The organism is Candidatus Enterococcus ikei, from assembly GCF_017316105.1.
Lineage (GTDB): Bacteria > Bacillota > Bacilli > Lactobacillales > Enterococcaceae > Enterococcus_L > Enterococcus_L ikei.
This window is the reverse complement of sequence record NZ_JAFLWD010000015.1, coordinates 150,527-165,757: the sequence shown is the minus strand read 5'-3', so window position 1 is coordinate 165,757 and position 15,231 is coordinate 150,527. Positions and strand designations below refer to the sequence as shown.

Here is a 15,231-nt window from a genome sequence, read left to right as displayed (position 1 = left end):
CGGGACATTATATGATAGCGAAGGAAAAGTAATAGAAAGCAACGATGATGGAAATGGTAATAGAGATTTCAAAATAATCAAAGAAGATTTACAATCTGGGATATATTATTTAGAAGTACGAGAGCTTAGGAATACAGGCACGGGTTCATATGTGGTTAGAGTAGATAGAGAGTTAGGACAAGATGAGAATTACGATCATGGAACAGCGGCACTTCTACCAATAAACAAAGATTATCCTGCAGGAATCGACTTTAAAGGAGACAAAGATTATTACAGAATTGAAGTGCCAGAACGCCAAACAGGAACAAGCTATGATAAATATACAATGTATGCAACCGGTGATTTTGATAATTACGGTACACTATACACCAGTGAAGGTGAGGTAGTGGCAAGTGATGATGATAGTAATGGTAATAGAAATTTTAAGATAACTAAAGAAAATTTGAGACCAGGAATATACTATTTAGAAGTCAAAGGTTATGCGGACAGTAAAGTAGGTTCTTATTCTGTTCGAATAGACACAGAAGAAACATTAAAACAAAAACCAATCCGTATCAATTCAACAGGTTCATATTCTGGATCAATAGGGGCCACAGATAAAGAGCAAATCAAACGATATGAATTCTTTGTATGGGATAAACCACAAGGCACTGTCTTCCGTGAACATGAATTCTAATTCAAATCAGATTTATTCGGAACAATGACGCTATTAGATGAGAATCAAAAAAATATTACCACATTAAATCATAATGGACAAGCACTAGATTCAAAAATACTCAAAGAGCTTCAAGTAGGAAAGTATTATTTAGAAGTAAAAACACAAGGAAACTTTTCTTTTAAAATCAATGAACAAAATATTTCTAATGACAGTAACAGAAATTTTAAAGAAGCTAAGTTGCTAATAAAAAATCACTGATACAATTGATTTTGGTGAGGTTTCTAAGTATGCAGGAGACGAAGATTATTTTAAAATCTTTATTCCAAGTTATGAGCATGGAAAATATAACATTCAGTTATCTGGTGATACAGAGGTCATTGGACAGTTATATAATGATCAGGAAGAATCAATCAGTGGAGACTTTAAAAATACTCTAACGAAAAAATTAACCCCAGGTATCTATTATGTTAAAGCTCGTGGAAAAAATGCCAATGTTCGTGGCAGCTATCAAGTGAGTTTTACTGGCGAAGATGCATTTGAAGACGCCATAAACTTACCCTTAAATGAAACTATGCAGGATGATTTGTCAGATGTAAAAGGCGCCCAATACTATAAATTCCAAGTATCTGACGTACAAAAACTAGAATTTTATTTAGCCCATTCAGCCCCCACAACAATCGAAGTTTATGATCAAAATCACAAAAAGATGATTGGTAAAACTTGGGAAACAACAAATCATAAAGTAAGTGGAACATTCCTACCCGGTATGTACTATATAAAAATAGCCAGTAAGTCAGCAACAAAATATAAGCTCTTGATCGATACAGTACAGAGAAACGAAAATCAGATTGAATTAGTTCAAGTGGGAATGAGTATGCAAGTTCATCTAAACGGAGTAGCTAGTCCCGAATTAACACAATTCTTTTATAAACGATTTGGCGCTCGCTCCCTACTCTTACCGGGCTCTTTCTCAGTTCTAGATTTTATGAAAGGTTTAGTAACAGAATGGACAATCAATACAGGTGGGGTGCAAATCTTAGATGCACTCTTTGGAACAGATCGGACAGGCTATCTGAAAGATTGGCAAGGAAAAAGTAAAGAATATGTGCTAGGATTATATGTAGGAGATGCAATCAGTCTCGTTCAAGGAGCAGTCACGCTAGTTGGTGCGGGAATGTTTTTAGTAGGCGGAAACTTAATGGGGATTGCCGGAGCACCATTTACAGGCGGCGCAAGTTTGACGATATGTGCTGTCAGTACTACTGTCACAGTAGCAGCGGCTGTACAAGGTAGTGCAATGGTTATTTCTGCGGCTAAGAATATGAGTAATGGACATCAGTGGGATCCTAGTATATCAAAAGTAACTTCAAAAGAAGCAAGTGATGCAGCGAAGGCTTTAGGATATGATAAGATAAATGAAAAATCACATGGGCAACCAGTTTTTAAAAATAAAAAAAATAATCCCAAATATATCACTCCAGATGTTGATTCTCATAATGGAGGCGTTTGGAAAGGTGCAGATACTTTAGAAGGACTAGGCAGTAAAAAAACTAGAAGTGGAACTTATGATAAAGATTTGAAAAGAATAGGAGATTAAAATGTACAACAGTTGGAGAGTAACAAAGTATAATCCAAAATATAGAAATAGTAAAGGTGTTTATTTGAAAGATGAGTGGACATCAATTACGGATATTGGAAAAGAATTTAATGGTGTTCAATTGACTATGGACATGTATTTAGCTATAGAAAATGCCTACACACAAATTGTATTATCTGCAATGAGCGAATTAAAAATTGAGACATTAAGAATTAAAGAATTAGAAAAGATTGGATTTAAAGAACATTATAAAAATACGGAGAATGAGTTAGAGTCATTATACAATTCTTTAAAAAATGATTTAATTGTCTCTAGTTCACAAATTAGCATGTTGTTAAAATTGATTCTTAGAGAAACAATTTGGTGTAAACTTGTTAGTGAAAATCTTTTTATCCATTTTGGTTATGATTATTATATGTATATTGGAGTGAAAAGTAGTTTACCAAAAACAAACCAGTTAATTAAAAAATCTGGATTGTACCTGGAAAATATTGAATCTCCATATATTGAAGACTAAGTATTTTTAAAATAATATTTAGTTGAGTGAAAAGAAATAAATTTTTATAGAGGTAATTCATAAAAATTGTTACATGATTAGTGAACAACCACTAAATCATGTAACATTTTTTATATCAAAGATTATACTAACCATTCATAGAAAAATAAAATAAAAATTCAACTAACATGAAAACGGTAAATAACTAAAAAAACTCACTGTAATAAGTAAGTAATTTCCTGTTAAATGTTATATGCATTTTCAAAATAAAACGATTGCATTATGATTAAAATAAAATGTATTAAATATGTGTAACAACTAATTTTTGTATAGGAATAAATTAGTTTTTCAAAATAAACCTCTTTATGTAGATGTTTTCAATCTGACATAGATATCACTTTATGATGTCAGTTAATGTAACTTGATTTACAAGTCGATATATTTACATTTCCTAATTATGTAGGTATAATTGCGGAAATACAGCATTGACGGTATCAAAAAAGATTAAATCAGGGAGGGATGGTTTTGACCACCAAAACACAAACAGCAAAAACGTATTTTGAAATGAATCATCAAAAATATTACTATTATGCACTTTCATCATTGGAAAGCTCTGGACAGCAATACATAAATAAATTGCCATACAGTATTCGTGTGCTATTAGAATCGTTGTTGAGGCAGATAAATCATAACGGGATCACAAAAGAACATATTGATCAACTAGCGCAATGGTCTCCAAATCAGCCAAATAAAGGTGAAGTCCCATTCAAACCAGCTCGAGTGATTCTACAAGATTTTACGGGAGTTCCAGCAATCGTTGATCTAGCCTCATTACGAAAAACAATTGCTGATTTCGGCGGAGATCCCACTAAAATAAATCCAGAAGTCCCAGTTGATTTAGTGGTCGATCACTCAGTTCAAGTGGATGTTGCTGGGGTGAAACAAGCGCTACAATTAAACATGAAAATGGAATTTCAACGCAATCAAGAACGTTACCGTTTTTTAAGTTGGGCACAAAAAGTCTTTGATAATTATCGTGTCGTACCTCCTGCAACTGGGATCGTTCATCAAGTTAATATTGAATATTTAGCATCTGTTGTTACGCAAAATAAACAAGAAGATGGCACAATTTTACTTTATCCTGACACACTAGTTGGGACAGATTCTCATACAACAATGGTCAACGCACTAGGTGTTTTGGGATGGGGTGTTGGTGGAATTGAAGCTGAAGCCAGTATGCTGGGTGAGCCGTCTTATTTTCCTATTCCAGAAGTTGTTGGCGTCCGTTTCATCAATGAACTATCCCAAGGAGCGACAGCAACAGACTTAGCTTTAAAAGTGACTCAAGTATTAAGAGAACAAAAAGTTGTCGGGAAATTTGTCGAATTCTTTGGCGCAGGATTAGTTCATTTAAGTTTAGCTGATCGGGCGACAGTAGCAAATATGGCGCCAGAATATGGAGCAACATGTGGCTTTTTCCCTGTAGATGATGAGACGATTCGTTATCTGCGACTAACAGGAAGGGAAGATCAAGCTGTAGCAATAGCTGAGCGCTATCTAAAAGAAAATCAATTGTTCTATGATCCGATAAACGATCAAGAACCTAATTATACAAAAGTGATCGAAATCGATCTAAGTATGATCGAAGCAAACCTAGCAGGACCCAAAAGACCACAGGATTTGATTCCTTTGTCAAAAATGAAAACAGCGTTTGAACAAGCTGTGAAAGCGCCAGAAGGATTACAAGGATTTGGTCTTTCTGAAGAGCAGCAGAAACAAAGCATCAGTTTAGATTTGGACGACGTTCATCATCAATTAAAACCAGGTGCCCTGGCAATCGCAGCAATCACATCTTGTACGAATACCTCTAATCCATTCGTGATGTTAAGCGCAGGTTTAGTAGCTAAAAAAGCTGCAATTCTAGGCTTGAATGTACCAAACTATGTAAAAACTTCCTTAGCTCCAGGGTCAAAAGTTGTGACAGCGTATTTAGAAAAAGCAGGTTTATTGCCTTATTTAGAACAATTAGGTTTCCATTTAGTTGGCTACGGTTGTACGACTTGTATTGGAAATTCAGGAGCATTAAAACCTGAAGTTGAAGCAGCCATCAAAGAAAATGATTTGCTAACATCAGGTGTCTTAAGCGGAAATCGTAATTTTGAAGGACGTATCCATCCACTAGTTAAAGCTAATTATTTAGCTTCTCCGCCCTTAGTTGTTTTATACGCTTTAGCAGGAACTGTGGATATTGATGTGTTTAACGAACCGATTGGAATTGGCGAAAATGATATTCCAATTTATTTTAATGATTTATGGCCGACTAGAGACGAAATTCAAGCGTTGATCGATCAATGTGTCACACCTGAATTGTATAAACAAGAATATGCACGGGTTTTTAGTGATAATGAAGAATGGAATCAGATTGAAACAGATGCTGAAGCTTTATATGCTTGGGAAGAAACATCTACCTATATTGCAAATCCGCCTTATTTTGAAGGAATGACGAAAGAAAGAGAACCGAGAAAGCCTTTAAAACAATTAGCTGTGTTAGCAAAATTTGGTGATTCGGTTACAACAGATCATATTTCACCAGCAGGAAGTATTCAAAAAAATAGTCCAGCAGGTCAATATCTGATTGAACGAGGTGTTGAAGTTCGCGAATTTAACTCTTATGGAGCCAGACGTGGTCACCATGAAGTGATGATGAGAGGAACACTAGCCAATATTCGGATTCGTAATCAGTTAGTTCCAGGTACAGAAGGCGGATATACTGTATTTGCTCCAACAAAAGAAAAAATGGCGATTTATGATGCTGCGATGAACTACCAGAAACAAGGCACTAAATTAGTCATTCTTGCGGGTGATGATTACGGTATGGGTTCATCAAGAGACTGGGCAGCTAAAGGCGTGCAGTTGCTTGGTGTGGAAGCTGTAATTGCCAAAAGTTATGAGCGGATTCATCGTTCTAATTTAGTGATGATGGGTGTCTTGCCGTTACAATTCAAATCAGGTGAAGATGCGGATAGCTTAGGACTAACAGGAACTGAGTCATTCGACATTGATATTGATGAAACAAAAGGCATTTTAGATAATGTAACAGTCACTGCGACTAAACAAAATGGAGAAAAAATTCAATTTGAAACGATTCTTCGTTTTGATTCAGCGGTTGATATCACGTATTACCAGAACGGTGGAATTTTGCCGATGGTGATTCGTAAGAAACTTCAAAGTTAATTTTAACTAAGAAAAAAAATATGAGATAAAGTGACATGAAGGTTGTTATTTTACTTATCTCTAGCTAGATGGGCTAGTCTTTCGGAAAAAAGATAACTGATGACTGAGGTGCTCTTTACCTCAGTCATCAGTTCCTATATTTCAGTCGAGACAGAACGATCCCTAAAATAAGGAGGTACTTGGATGGAGATTCACAAAGGCTTAGAAGGTGTTGTTGTTTCTGAAACAAAAATCAGCTCGATCGTAGAGAATCAGCTGTTGTTTGCAGGCTATAATATTGATGATTTAGTAGCTGAAAATGTTCAGTTTGAAGAAGTTATTTATCTCTTATGGTATTTGAAAATACCGACAAATCAAGAATTACAGAAATTTAAACGAGACTTATCTGCTCAAATGCCAATAGCAGAGACGATCATTACTTGTTTAAAAATTCAAACACGTCAGAATCTTCACCCAATGAGTGTTTTGCGATCAACGATTTCATTATTAGGTGTGTTTGATCCGAATGCAGAAGAGACAGATGAACGATCGGCGTATCAGCAAAGCATTTCTTTACAAGCGAAAATGCCGACAATCATTGCAGCGTATGCACGTTTGAGAAAAGGGCTTGATCCAATTCCTCCGAGAAGTGATTTGTCAATGGCGGCAAATTTTCTTTATATGTTAACAGGAGTTGAAGCGGATGAAGTACAAGTTGCGGCAATGAATCAAGCGTTAGTGCTACATGCGGATCATGATTTAAATGCCAGCACTTTTGCGGCTCGAGTCTGTGCTTCTACGTTGTCAGATGTTTATTCATGCATTACTGCTGCGATTGGTTCTTTAAAAGGACCGCTACATGGCGGTGCCAACGAAAAAGTATTTGACATGTTAAAGGAAATTGATTCTGAAAATTTAAATGTGGAAGAGTATCTAAATCAAAAGTTAGATCGTAAAGAAAAAGTTATGGGCTTTGGTCATCGGGTATACAAAACTGAAGATCCAAGAAAAAAACATTTAAAAAAATTGGCAAAAGAACTAACTACTTTGACCCAAAAAGAGCAGTGGTATTTTTTATCTTGCCAAGTTGAACGCTATTTAAAAGAGACCAAAGGCTTGATTCCAAATGTCGATTTTTATTCTGCTACGGTTTATCATTGCCTGAATATTGATAGTGATTTGTTTACGTTGATTTTTGCGATGAGTCGAGTTTCTGGCTGGTTAGGCCACATTGATGAACAGAAAAAAGAAGATTGCCTAATACGACCACGCTCACATTATATTGGTCCAAAGCAGTTGAAATATAGTGATTTGAACACGACATTACATTCGGGAGGCATGGAAGCATGAAAAATGGAGAGAAAGTTGTGTTGGAAAACGGAAAACTAGAGGTTCCTAACTTTCCAATTATTCCTTTTATTGAAGGGGATGGGATTGGTCCAGAAATTTGGCAAGCTGCAAAAAAAGTGTTTGATACAGCTGTAGATAAAGCTTATAAAGGAACCCGAAAAGTGGTCTGGCATGAAGTTTTAGCAGGAGAGAAAGCATTTAACGAAACAGGAAGCTGGTTGCCAGATGAAACATTAGAAACGATCAAAACGCATCTTGTAGCAATCAAAGGTCCGTTGACGACACCGATTGGTGGAGGTTTCCGATCATTAAATGTAGCGTTGAGACAAGAATTAGATTTATACATTTGCTACCGACCAGTCCGATATTTTGAAGGGGTACCTTCACCATTAAAGCATCCAGAAACGACCGATATGATGATTTTTCGAGAAAATACGGAAGATATCTATGCAGGTATTGAATTTCCAGCTCAAAGCCCAGAAGCTGAAAAAATAATTGCTTATTTAAAAACAGAATTTGGTGTAAATAAAATTCGCTTTCCAGAGACCTCAGCAATTGGTATTAAACCTGTTTCTAAAGAAGGAACGGAACGCTTAGTTCGAGGCGCCATTGAACATGCGCTAAAAAATAAACGTAAATCAGTAACGTTGGTCCATAAAGGTAATATCATGAAGTTCACCGAAGGCGGATTTAAAAGCTGGGGGTATGCTCTAGCTGAAAAAGAATTTGGAGATAAAGTTTTCACTTGGAAAAACTATTTGCAAATAAAAAATGAAGTAGGTAAAGCACAAGCAGATCAGCAGTTACAAGAAGCAGAGAGCGCAGGGAAATTGATTATTAAAGATCGAATCGCAGATATCTTTTTACAAGATATTTTATTGCATCCTGAACAGTATGATGTGATTGCTACGCTTAATTTAAATGGAGATTATATTTCAGATGCTCTAGCAGCACAAGTTGGGGGTGTGGGGATTGCACCTGGGGCAAACTTGAATTTGGAAACGGGACATGGTATTTTTGAAGCGACTCATGGAACAGCGCCAGAGTTCGCTGGATTAGATCAATTGAATCCTTCATCGTTATTATTATCGGGTGCATTGATGTTTGATTACTTAGGCTGGTCAGAGGTCACTCAGTTGATTACTAAAAGCATTGAAGAAGCGATAGTAAATAAAACTGTGACTAAAGATTTTGCAGATCAAATGCAAGGAGCAACTTTATTGAGCTGTTCGAGATTTGGAGAAGAGTTAATTAGACTGATTGAAAGTAATTAAAAATGTGGATGGGACAGAAGTGTTTAACTTCTTATTTATCGAGGTTACTTTTGTCCCACACACATTTTTTTGTATAAAAAAACCTGACGATTATTCGTCAGGTTTTGAATTTACTAAAGTTAAGTTAATTACGCTTTGTTAACGTTAGTAGCTTGAGGACCACGTTGGCCTTCTTCAACGTCGAAAGTCACTGCTTGACCTTCTTCTAAAGTTTTGAATCCGTCGCCTTGGATAGCTGAGAAATGTACGAATACATCGTTACCGTTTTCTGCAGTGATAAATCCAAAACCTTTGTCTGAGTTAAACCATTTTACTGTACCTGTTTCCATAATAAAAATCCTCCTTGTGTTAAACACATATTTTGCAATTACTTGAAAGGTGAAAATGTGGAAGATGTTTATTTGAAACAGCTACACATATATTACCGACCAAAAACTACTCTCTTATAATAGCATATTTTAGCACTCTTGACTAGTGATATCTCTCTTAAAAATAAAAATTTGTTAAGAAATGAAGATTAATTGTCAAAAAAAATTTATTTCTGTTATAGTATAGAAGTATTAAGCGTTAGATATGAAAGTAATGATAGATTTATATCGTAGAAATCTATTCCGAAGGCGCAGCCTTGGAGCTGCATAGATTTGAAAGTAGGAAGGGTTCAGATTGTTTAGATGAGAATAAGGTTATCCTTACTAATAGATAGTTTACACATGGTTTATAGCTAAGAAAATATTTAATCCACTTAATTAAAGTGCCGCTCAACGTATCTGTTGAGCGGCTCTTGTCCATTAATCGGTTAATAACGTAGGACAGCTAACAATGTTTTTTCATCTGGTGAAGCTTTTTGATCTAATACAAACACTTTTCCACCAGTTCTAAGAACGTTGTCTGTTACTTTATTCAACACTTTTCGACGGTCAAATTCTTCTGTCGACATTTCAGTTGTTTCGTTCACAAAATTAGCAGTAGATATGAAGAAATGAGATACTTTTCCTTCATCAGATGCAGGGACGATATCAACAAGCTGATCGACAAATTTTTTGTCTAATAGCTGATTATAAGCGGTTGTTTCGATTGTTTCTAATTCTTGATTGATTTTATGTGCGCCTTTTTCGATATCCTGAAAAGAAACTTGTGCAGGAGAAAGAGGGACTGACGCATCTGTTATTAGATAAGGATTTTTAGCTATTTTTTTAAATAATGTTTGATTTTCTGGTAAAGCGTATAGACGAATTGGCAAGTTATCGGAGTTGACAAATGTGTCTTTTAAATAATTATCGATTGCTTGATAATAGTTTGTCCAGTCAATTTTTACTTCCTCATCTTTTGTATTGACTCCGTGATAAGCAACGCCTTCTTTAGACGAACCGTTATAACCAGTACCGCCTTGAATAGAGTAGTTCATACTGCCGCCAGTTAGTTCATCACCTAAAGTACTAACTAAATCAGTCGGTGCATCAGCAGGTAAATCAACAGCTTGTACTCGATTATTTTCAACGAAATAAAGTTGCATAGAATCACGATTTAAAGCCATTAAATAATAACGATAGTTAAATTGATTGTTTTTAATGATGCCTAAAAGATAAGGACGATCGTCAACATAATATTGGTTGTCGACAAGTACATTTAAGCGGTGAATGAAAATATCTTTCTCACTTATGATGATTGATACGCTTTTTGTGGCATTTCGCCAAAAAGAAGAATCGGCAAGTAAAGCATCGATTTTATCTTGGAATGGTGCCCAAGATAAATCGGTATATTTTTTTTCGAAACGGACTTTCGCAGCTTTCGCAAAATTTTTGAACGATAAAGAATCTTTTTCGACATCTTGATGAGCGACATGAGTATTTAGAATAAATGTTACAAAGGGACCTTGAACTTCGTCAGAGAATAGAACAGATAAATTGTCTTTTTCTTGGTCTAACATAATACATTCCTCCTGTAATGAAACATTTTATTGCTACTAATAAAAGTGTAGCACAGGCATATAAATGTTGGAACTAATATGGTTTGGAAAAATACTATCTAAAGGGAAACGTAAAATGTTGTTCTATGAGTAATTCCTCATGGTTTTTTTATGAAATACAAAATAGAGGTTCATTTTTATTTTAAATAGAGATGCTAATATGTCCTCATGCCAATTATCCCGAATTGGTTTTTCATACTTACTCCTACCAAGAGTAAATAACAACCTTCATTTCCACCACAGACGACGGTCGTGGTGGTTTTTTTGTATAAAATATAGCTAACTACACAAAAAGAGAGGGAAACGATCAGCATAAAACATCTGATTTTAGTTTCACTCTCTTTTTTTTATCACAACGCCTCAATAAACCGATTCGTTCGAAATAACCGTGCTTCTAAATTTGTTCCCAATTCAACAGCCGCATGTTGCCCTTTACCGCTAAACTTATACCGAATAGCATCCGCATTTGTTTTAGCTGCAATATAAGAAACGCCAAAATTAGCCTGCATCGTATGGATCAAACGAATATAAAGGGCGCTTTCTGAGATTCTAAAATGGGTTGAAAGTTGAGATAAATTCCAGCCTTCTTTTAGAAAACGAAACAAAACGACATCTGGAATAAGAATTGCAGAAGCACCAATATTTGCTTGAAACTCATGAAGCACTTCATTATACGAATAGTGCAAACTACGATCTGTATCAGTAAAAATCGTCTCATTTTCAGTCATATGAAACAAATAGTGAGTGATCTCATGACTGATCGTAAAATTCTTTCTTTTTTCGCTCATATTTTGATTATAGCCAATCGTTGTTTCTAAAGAGTCCTTAACGATCATACCAGAAATACGATCTCTTGCGACACCATCAAATGGAAAACTGCGCATTGAAACTCCCTTAGATTTTACGAAATCCCAAAGATAAGAACAGTCGTAATTTTCATAACCGATATTATTTGCGACCATTATCGCTGAGATATAATCGTTTATTTTATCTGAAAAACTAAGATATTCATCAATTTGCTCTGTCATCCAATCACGCCTTGTCGTCTTGTTTTAATTCTCGTTCACGTTCGATTTCAGATCTTCTAAAACGAAGAAAACGATCCACTTCATCTTTCAATTCATCTACTTCATCTTCAGACAAACCCTCTGTGTTCATCCGAAACATGATTTGAGAAGAAAGCTTTTCTTCTTGAGCCGTTTCTTCAATAGAAGAAACATTCGATCTTCCTAATAAATAATCCGTAGAAACGTCAAAATAATCAGCTACTTTTTGGATATTTTCAATTTTGGGCGAAGAACTATCCCAGCGGCGAATTTGACCATTAGATATCCCGACATTTCGTTCGATTTCAGCAAAAGTCACTTTTTTCTTATCAGCCAATTCTTTGATTCTGTAAGTTAAACTCATGTTTTTCAACCTTTCATAAGCTTATATGAGGAAAATATTAGCCTTTAAGCTATTTTTTGTTGACAATTAGCTTATAAACTATTATTATGTTCTTACAAGCTAATTTATCAGTGAATAGTTAAGCAAGGCCATTCTAGCGATCGTTCTCTAAGAAAGAAAGCGGCGGAAATAGAACAGAGCTTATTTAACTATACTTATATGATAGCGTAAATGCTATTTTTAGTCAACGATTTTATTATATATTAGCTAATTCACTAAAAAGGAACGATAAAAAGAAAGGAGTAAAGAATAATATCTACCCAAAAACAAAAAATTTTACCTTATTAGTTAAATTTAGCAGACAGACAAATAGTTAAGAAGACCAGAAGAATTATTAAAATCAAAAGTTCAATAAAACAGTGAATAAAAAAGGAGAGGATAAAAGATGCTACTATTTCCCGAAATTGATCGAAAGAAAACCAAGAAAAATGTTCATGATTTACTACAAACATATCGTGCGTTAGTCCGAATGGCTGGTGAGAAACATTCACCCAAAATAACTGCTGCTTACACTTTTGAGATGAACAAAACAGACGGACGATTCATACAAAAAAATGAAAACACAATCGACCGAAAATATCTTGCTGAAGTTGAATTAGTAAAGATTATAGATGCCATCAATCAACTGGATGCATATGATAGACAGCTATTATACGACAAATATATGGACCGAAATTTTACTACCAATATTGCAATTTACATGAAGCATCATATGAGTGAAAGTAAATTTTATCGAGAGTTAGATAAGGCAATGATTTGTTTCGCTGAATCATATGAAAGTGGGAAATTATTGATAGAAAAGTGACATTATTATGGGAGAAATCCGGTAGTTTGCCAACTCGAAAATAGCATAGACTATAAACATACCGCTAGTTAAAAAGTGTTCAACCAACATTGATACGAGGCATTTAAATTAAACTAGCGGATACATGGATAAAACAAATATTTTAGCTAAATAATGAAAAAGGTGGTAATTATGAAGATGTTTGAGTATTTAGATCGTTTTTTAGTAGATGCGGATCACAAAGCAATTTATGTGTTAACGTTGATTTGTATTGCTATGATCATTGATTTTTTAAGCGGCAGCCTAGCAGCAAAAATCAATCCAAAAATAAACTTTTTAAGTAAAGTCGGTATTAACGGAATTTTACGCAAAGTAGCAAGTATGGTGCTGTTGATGTTTTTTATTCCCTTGGCACCGTTGATTCCTGGAGGTGCAGGAGTTGGATTGATTTATGTTTTATACGTAGGCTATCTGTTGATGGAATTGAAATCGATTCTTGAAAATTATAAAAAAATGGGAATCGGAACAGAATTGTTTGAAGACTTTATCAAGAGTATCAAAAGTGGCAAAGAAGAAGATTAAACGCAAGTAGAATTACTGCGTGTATAAAAAAATGAAACTGCGCATAGATTATTCTACGACAGTTTCATTTTTTTTATATTTTTCTAGCCTTAAATGAGCGGTACAAAGTCAGTCCTAAAGCTGTTAAACACAAAATAAAAGAACCTAGGAAAGTAATTCTCATACCAAAAATAAAGATATCTGGCCGTGTACTGATAAAGGTAGTCACACGTTGACCATAAACCGCACTCATCGCATTATATAAAATCGTTGTAGCCAAAGCAATTCCTAAAACCATTCCCAAATTACGGGCAAAAGAATTCATACTTCCAGCAACACCCAAATCTTCTTTGGCAACACTGCTCATGACCGTTGTGTTGTTCGGCGATTGAAACAGCGCATTTCCTAAACCCATGATGGCAGTGGCTAAAATATAATACCAAAGCGGGGTTCCTTGGTTTAAAAACATATACATCAAAGACGTAATCGATAACAAAACTAATCCGGCTAAAGTTAAAATTTTCGTCCCGATCTTGTCTGTCAAAAAGCCGCTGATAGGCGCTCCTACAACCATTAATAAAGGAAAGACCATCATCAACATACCAGCTTTACTAGCAGGTAATCCACGAGCATTTTGTAAATAAAATGGAATCACGACATTAACAAAAAAATTGGATGAAAAGATTAAAACAGCTGTAATCAAACTCATTGTAAAGATTTTGTTCTTAAATATCGAAAACGTGATCAAAGGATGACTGACTTGTTTTTCTATTTTCAAGAAAATAATGAATGAAAGCAATGCTAAAGCAAACAATACAATAGATAAAACAGCATTAAAACCAATTTCCTGACCGATAAAAATTGCACCAAAGAAAGTCATAATAAATACTGCAAACAAACTAAATCCAAGCATATCAACTTTTTTGCCGCTTTTAATAATATCTTTTGGTAAGAACTTTTCACCAATCAAAATAGTAATGATTCCTACAGGAACATTGATCCAAAAGATATAAGGCCATGAAAAATGAGAAAGAATCAATCCGCCGATTCCAGGTCCTGCAATTGACCCAAGAGAGACAAAGGCGCCAATCGAACCTAACGCTCGACCACGTTCCTTAAAGGGAAAAACTTCTGTGATGATCCCTGAATTTGTAGCCATGGTCATGCTTGAACCAATTCCCTGAACAATTCGAGCAAATAAAAGAAAAGCCAGCGACTGATTGAATCCGCAAAGTAATGAACCAATCGTAAAAATAACCGTACCAATCCGATATACTTTGATCTTACCAAAACTATCTCCGATTTTCCCAAAAAGTAATAAACAAGCACAGACGATCATCAGATAAATTGAAACGATCCATTCTGATTGATTCATCGGCACATTCATATCTTTGGAAATCGTCGGCAATGCTATATTTACAATGCTGGCATCTAATGTGGACATGAAAGTGAACATTGCCACCGAAACTAAAATCCACCAACGATTTTTTTGCACTTCTGTATTTTCTTGAAAACTATTCACTGTTTCCATCTATCCATCTCCTTTAAAAATGTAAATAGTTTATCTCATTTGCTTCTATCGTTTATCTGTACTTCATAAGAATAGGTACAAACGCGTAGAACATTTTATACGATCGAAACAAAACGTAGTAATCGTTTCAGATTCCATCATATATCATACTCCTTTTTCTGAAAAAATGTCAGTAAAAAAATAATGAGGACAATTTCATTGAATTTTGAGTGATTGATCGTAAATAGAGATAGAAATGTATTTGTTTATTTTTTACTTCTGTTACAATAAAAAAAGAATAACTGTACTAAAATGTAGAAATTTTTGGTATACTTTTTAAGTGAAGTCAATCAGCAAGGAAGTTATAACTGTT

The 15,231-nt window shown here is 34.9% G+C and carries 14 protein-coding genes; 9 read left to right on the top strand and 5 right to left on the bottom strand.

Annotated features, from left to right (window positions below):
• From JZO69_RS07580 to icd, 7 genes are all read left to right on the top strand, one after another.
• On the top strand, positions 1-676 hold a 676-nt coding region (locus JZO69_RS07580), incomplete at its 5' end, for a T9SS type A sorting domain-containing protein (RefSeq protein WP_207112282.1).
• Positions 677-700: 24 nt separating this feature from the next.
• On the top strand, positions 701-916 hold the full coding sequence (locus JZO69_RS07575) for a hypothetical protein (RefSeq protein ID WP_207112281.1): 216 nt from the start codon (positions 701-703) through the stop codon (positions 914-916).
• 253 nt (positions 917-1,169) lie between these two features.
• The gene (locus JZO69_RS16615; RefSeq protein WP_347401578.1) at positions 1,170-2,255 is read left to right on the top strand and encodes a toxin C-terminal domain-containing protein; all 1,086 of its coding nucleotides are present in this window, start codon (positions 1,170-1,172) and stop codon (positions 2,253-2,255) included.
• A 1-nt stretch (position 2,256) separates the two neighbouring features.
• Complete coding sequence (locus JZO69_RS07565) at positions 2,257-2,772, top strand: hypothetical protein (protein ID WP_207112280.1); 516 nt, start codon at positions 2,257-2,259, stop codon at positions 2,770-2,772.
• 504 nt (positions 2,773-3,276) lie between these two features.
• Positions 3,277-5,985: an aconitate hydratase AcnA gene (gene acnA, locus JZO69_RS07560; protein WP_207112279.1), complete on the top strand. Its 2,709-nt coding sequence runs from the start codon at positions 3,277-3,279 to the stop codon at positions 5,983-5,985.
• Positions 5,986-6,168: 183 nt separating this feature from the next.
• Positions 6,169-7,314 (top strand): citrate synthase, encoded by a 1,146-nt coding sequence (locus JZO69_RS07555; RefSeq protein ID WP_207112278.1) that lies wholly within the window; start codon positions 6,169-6,171, stop codon positions 7,312-7,314.
• Positions 7,311-8,588: an NADP-dependent isocitrate dehydrogenase gene (icd, locus tag JZO69_RS07550; protein WP_207112277.1), complete on the top strand. Its 1,278-nt coding sequence runs from the start codon at positions 7,311-7,313 to the stop codon at positions 8,586-8,588. Before JZO69_RS07555 ends, icd begins: the two co-directional genes overlap by 4 nt.
• 128 nt (positions 8,589-8,716) lie before the next feature.
• Here icd and JZO69_RS07545 read toward each other — a convergent pair whose 3' ends face one another.
• The 4 genes from JZO69_RS07545 to JZO69_RS07530 form a co-directional block, all read right to left on the bottom strand.
• Positions 8,717-8,917, bottom strand: a complete 201-nt coding sequence (locus tag JZO69_RS07545) for a cold-shock protein (protein WP_010760878.1) — start codon at positions 8,915-8,917, stop codon at positions 8,717-8,719.
• A 467-nt stretch (positions 8,918-9,384) separates the two neighbouring features.
• Complete coding sequence (locus JZO69_RS07540) at positions 9,385-10,515, bottom strand: baeRF6 domain-containing protein (RefSeq protein WP_207112276.1); 1,131 nt, start codon at positions 10,513-10,515, stop codon at positions 9,385-9,387.
• 389 nt (positions 10,516-10,904) lie between these two features.
• A complete protein-coding gene (locus tag JZO69_RS07535) occupies positions 10,905-11,582 on the bottom strand; it encodes an ImmA/IrrE family metallo-endopeptidase (protein WP_207112275.1) in 678 nt (225 codons plus the stop codon).
• A gap of 4 nt (positions 11,583-11,586) precedes the next feature.
• Positions 11,587-11,964 carry a helix-turn-helix domain-containing protein gene (locus JZO69_RS07530; protein WP_207112274.1) on the bottom strand — a complete coding sequence of 126 codons (378 nt, stop codon included), beginning with the start codon at positions 11,962-11,964 and terminating at the stop codon, positions 11,587-11,589.
• 424 nt (positions 11,965-12,388) lie between these two features.
• On the opposite strand from JZO69_RS07530, the gene JZO69_RS07525 reads away from it, so the two are divergent.
• Positions 12,389-12,808 carry an ArpU family phage packaging/lysis transcriptional regulator gene (locus JZO69_RS07525; protein ID WP_207112273.1) on the top strand — a complete coding sequence of 140 codons (420 nt, stop codon included), beginning with the start codon at positions 12,389-12,391 and terminating at the stop codon, positions 12,806-12,808.
• Between the two features lie 177 nt (positions 12,809-12,985).
• Positions 12,986-13,369, top strand: a complete 384-nt coding sequence (locus JZO69_RS07520; protein WP_430733255.1) for a phage holin family protein — start codon at positions 12,986-12,988, stop codon at positions 13,367-13,369.
• 73 nt (positions 13,370-13,442) lie between these two features.
• Here JZO69_RS07520 and JZO69_RS07515 read toward each other — a convergent pair whose 3' ends face one another.
• Positions 13,443-14,879: an MFS transporter gene (locus tag JZO69_RS07515; protein WP_207112271.1), complete on the bottom strand. Its 1,437-nt coding sequence runs from the start codon at positions 14,877-14,879 to the stop codon at positions 13,443-13,445.
• Between the last annotated feature and the right edge of the window lie 352 nt (positions 14,880-15,231).